Origin of the sequence: Frisingicoccus sp. (assembly GCA_016298055.1) — a bacterium.
GTDB lineage: Bacteria > Bacillota > Clostridia > Lachnospirales > Lachnospiraceae > Frisingicoccus.
Genome location: JAEDDO010000208.1, coordinates 1 through 3,028, shown reverse-complemented (window position 1 = coordinate 3,028; position 3,028 = coordinate 1). Strand labels below are relative to the sequence as shown.

The following is a 3,028-nucleotide window of genomic DNA, read 5'->3' as shown; positions in this document are numbered from 1 at the left end:
ATGAGCATCCCGATCTTTTTCAGCTGTTTTCCCAGCTCCTTAATGTCAAAGCAGACGATCCGGTTATTGATATCCACGTTTGTCCGGTGGTTGAACACATTCAATGAACCGGTAACGTAAATTTCCAGTGCGGTTGCCAGCCGCTGTGCCTCCGGTTCATCCTGCCCCCGGAGCAGGTCATACAGATCCTGAAGGATCGGCATCTTCTCCGGCACCGGATCGGAAAGATATTCCTGATACACAAGACGCACACACCGGTCAATGATGGTCTTTTCCACCGGTTCCAGACCGTTCTTTCCTCCCACGATCAGCTCACAAAGAGATAAAATAAAATCCGATTTCAGCGATAACGGATTATCCTCCTCGGAATAGTTAAGGTTTAAGTCCATCGGGTTGATATACTGGGTCGACACCGGTGAGATACGGACTACCTGCCCATGCAGTGCCTGCACCAGCGGGTAATACTCTGCTTCCGGGTCGCAGATGATAATGTCATCTTCCGTAATGAGGAAGCAGTTGGTAATCTCCCTTTTTGCAGAGAAGGATTTACCGGAACCCGGAGTACCTAAGATCAGCCCGTTTGGGTTTTTAAGCCGCTTCCGGTCCACCATGATCATGTTGTTGGACAAGGCATTCAGACCATAATAAAGGGCTTCCCCTTCCTGGAACAGTTCCTGTGTCGTGAATGGCACAAAGATCGCTGTTGCCGAGGTGGTAAGCCCACGCTGGATCTCGATTCTGTTTACTCCCAGTGGGATACAGGACATCAGCCCCGCTTCCTGCTGGTAATCCAGAGGACGCAGGGAACAGTTATATTTCTGTGCGATGCCCTGCACCTGGAAAATGTTGTTATCCAGTTTCTGCCGTTTCTTTGCCGTATTCATCACAAGGACAGTGACAAGGAACATCCTCTCATTCCTGGACTGGAGGTCTTCCAGAAGATTTTTCGCTTCTTCCCCATAGGTCACAAGGTCGGACGGCAGCACATCCATGTCATAACCGGAGCGTACTGCCCGCTTCTGCTCCTCAATCTTCATCTTGTCCAGGTCAGAGATTTTACTCTTGATCATCTTGATGGCAGAGGTCTGGTCAATGGACTGGATATGGATATTCACATTGATACTCTCATCCACATCCAGAAAATCCGCCAGCATACGGTCGGTCAGTTCCGGTGCGAGGATCTGCAGGTAGCTGACGCTTCCCAGTGTCTTTCCCATCATAAAGGAAGAATTCTTTGAGAAGTTAAAGGATGTCGGTGCGATAAAATCCTTTGTCTTAAGCCCCGTCTGCGGAAGCATCTTATAATTGAACCGGAACGGCTCGATCCGGTCCTGATTGAACACATGGTACATGATCTCAAGACGCTCCACCCCGTTCAATGGATGAGCCTGTGCCCCAAGCACTTTAAAGTTGTTGAGGATATCCGCCTCAATCCGCTCAAGCCTCGGTCTTGCCACCTTTAAACTCTCCGCTTCAATCCCGAACGTAATATACTTTGATTTCACCAGACCGTTATTCCCTTTGGAAAGCTGGTTCTTTAACATCGTCCGGTATTCTTCCCGGATCTCATTAAAATCATCGTTCTGGTCCGGAATATCAATGCTCTTTTCAAACTCTGCCACATCCACCTGCTGGTTGATAAAAGACAGCTGCACACTGATGGACGAGTCAAAGTAATTCAGGAAATCACAGTAATTCTCAAAGATCGTGGTCTTATCCTCATTCAGGGCAAGCTGGTAATTGATATCGTAAAACTGTACGGTTTTGGAAAAAAAGTTCTTCGATACCTGGCAGATGCCATCCGCAAACATCCGCTGGTACGGGATGCTCTGCTGGGCAGTATGGGGAATGTTCTTCTGCCGTTTTCTTTCCTTCTCCTGTTTTTTCCTAAGCTTTTCCTTTTCCCTTTCCTTTTTGTCGTTTCTTTTTCTTCTTTCCTGACGGTTTTTTCTTGCCGCCGCTTCCAGGCACTGCTGCTGTGCCTGTTTCTTCTTTTTTGCCATCCGGCACACCCTCCTTCTTTACGAGGGAATCCACCGCCTGATAGAAGTTCTCCGTCTTGTACGGACGTTTCGCCGGACAGAGGAATTTCTGGCGGATGATATTTCCCATCACTTTTTCAAAAGGGAGACCGTCTTTTTCATACATTGCCATAAAGAAAAATGGCAGCATGACAGTTACCATAAGGATCGCTGACACACTGGAACCAAGGGGTTTCTTTGCCAGCAGGTATAACGGGACTCCCACTACTGCGGCAAGCGAAAAAAAGATCAGCTGCCGCTTTGTCAGGTTCAATGCTACTTTTGTCTTGACCTTGGTAAGGTCTTTGGGTACTGGTACATACGCCATAGGTAGTACTCCTTTCTTTTCCTGCCCATCAGTGGGCATTGAATATTGATTTACTGAGGCTTCCGGTCTTAAACAGTGAAAATGCCAGTACGACCGTATATGCCGCCACTGAAAACATTGCCCCATGCAGGTTCGTGGATATGGTCATCGCATTGACCAGTACGGAATAAATACCGACACAGACCAGCATGAAGAATCCCTGAAATGCCAGGGCGAACAAGCCTTTCAGATAGTTGTTCCCGATATTGCCCCATTCCTTATTGGTCATGGTGGCAAACGGGATCGGTGCCACGGAAGTATAAAGGTAGATCTCAATCATCCTGCCATACATGATCACCGTGATAATCACGGAGAGGATGCTCATGGTAAGGCTGATAAGAAGTGTTTCCATTGCCAGTAAAAACAGTTCCCCGATCTCCATTTCTTCCAGAGATTCCGTCAGGGTAGCAATGGCGGCAGAAGCATCCACCGCCGTACTTCCGGAGATCACACCGGCTGCACCATTTACGATGTGCTGCCCCACATCAAATACCGCCATTGTGATATTAAATGTGTTCGTCACAAGGTAAATCGCCACATATGCCTTAAAGATCCAGAGAAAAATGTTGTAAGTTTCAAACTCATGGAAGTTATTCTTCTGTGTGACCATCGTGATCAGCTCATAACAAAGCACGAACGT

At 47.6% G+C, this 3,028-nt stretch carries 3 protein-coding genes; all 3 read right to left on the bottom strand.

Annotated features, from left to right (window positions below):
* A partial coding sequence (locus tag QZZ35_RS10615) for a VirB4-like conjugal transfer ATPase, CD1110 family (protein WP_291237377.1) occupies positions 1 to 2,003 on the bottom strand: 2,003 nt, incomplete at its 3' end.
* Positions 1,888 to 2,349 (bottom strand): PrgI family protein, encoded by a 462-nt coding sequence (locus tag QZZ35_RS10610; protein WP_087315777.1) that lies wholly within the window; start codon positions 2,347 to 2,349, stop codon positions 1,888 to 1,890. The genes QZZ35_RS10610 and QZZ35_RS10615, both read right to left, overlap by 116 nt.
* A 28-nt stretch (positions 2,350 to 2,377) precedes the next feature.
* Positions 2,378 to 3,028 (bottom strand): VirB6/TrbL-like conjugal transfer protein, CD1112 family (locus QZZ35_RS10605; protein WP_291237376.1); only part of this gene is annotated, 651 nt, incomplete at its 5' end.

Bases quoted from the DNA above. Each gene is read 5' to 3' on its own strand.
- QZZ35_RS10610 (WP_087315777.1), bottom strand. From the start codon at position 2,349: ATGGCGTATGTACCAGTACCCAAAGACCTTACCAAGGTCAAGACAAAA.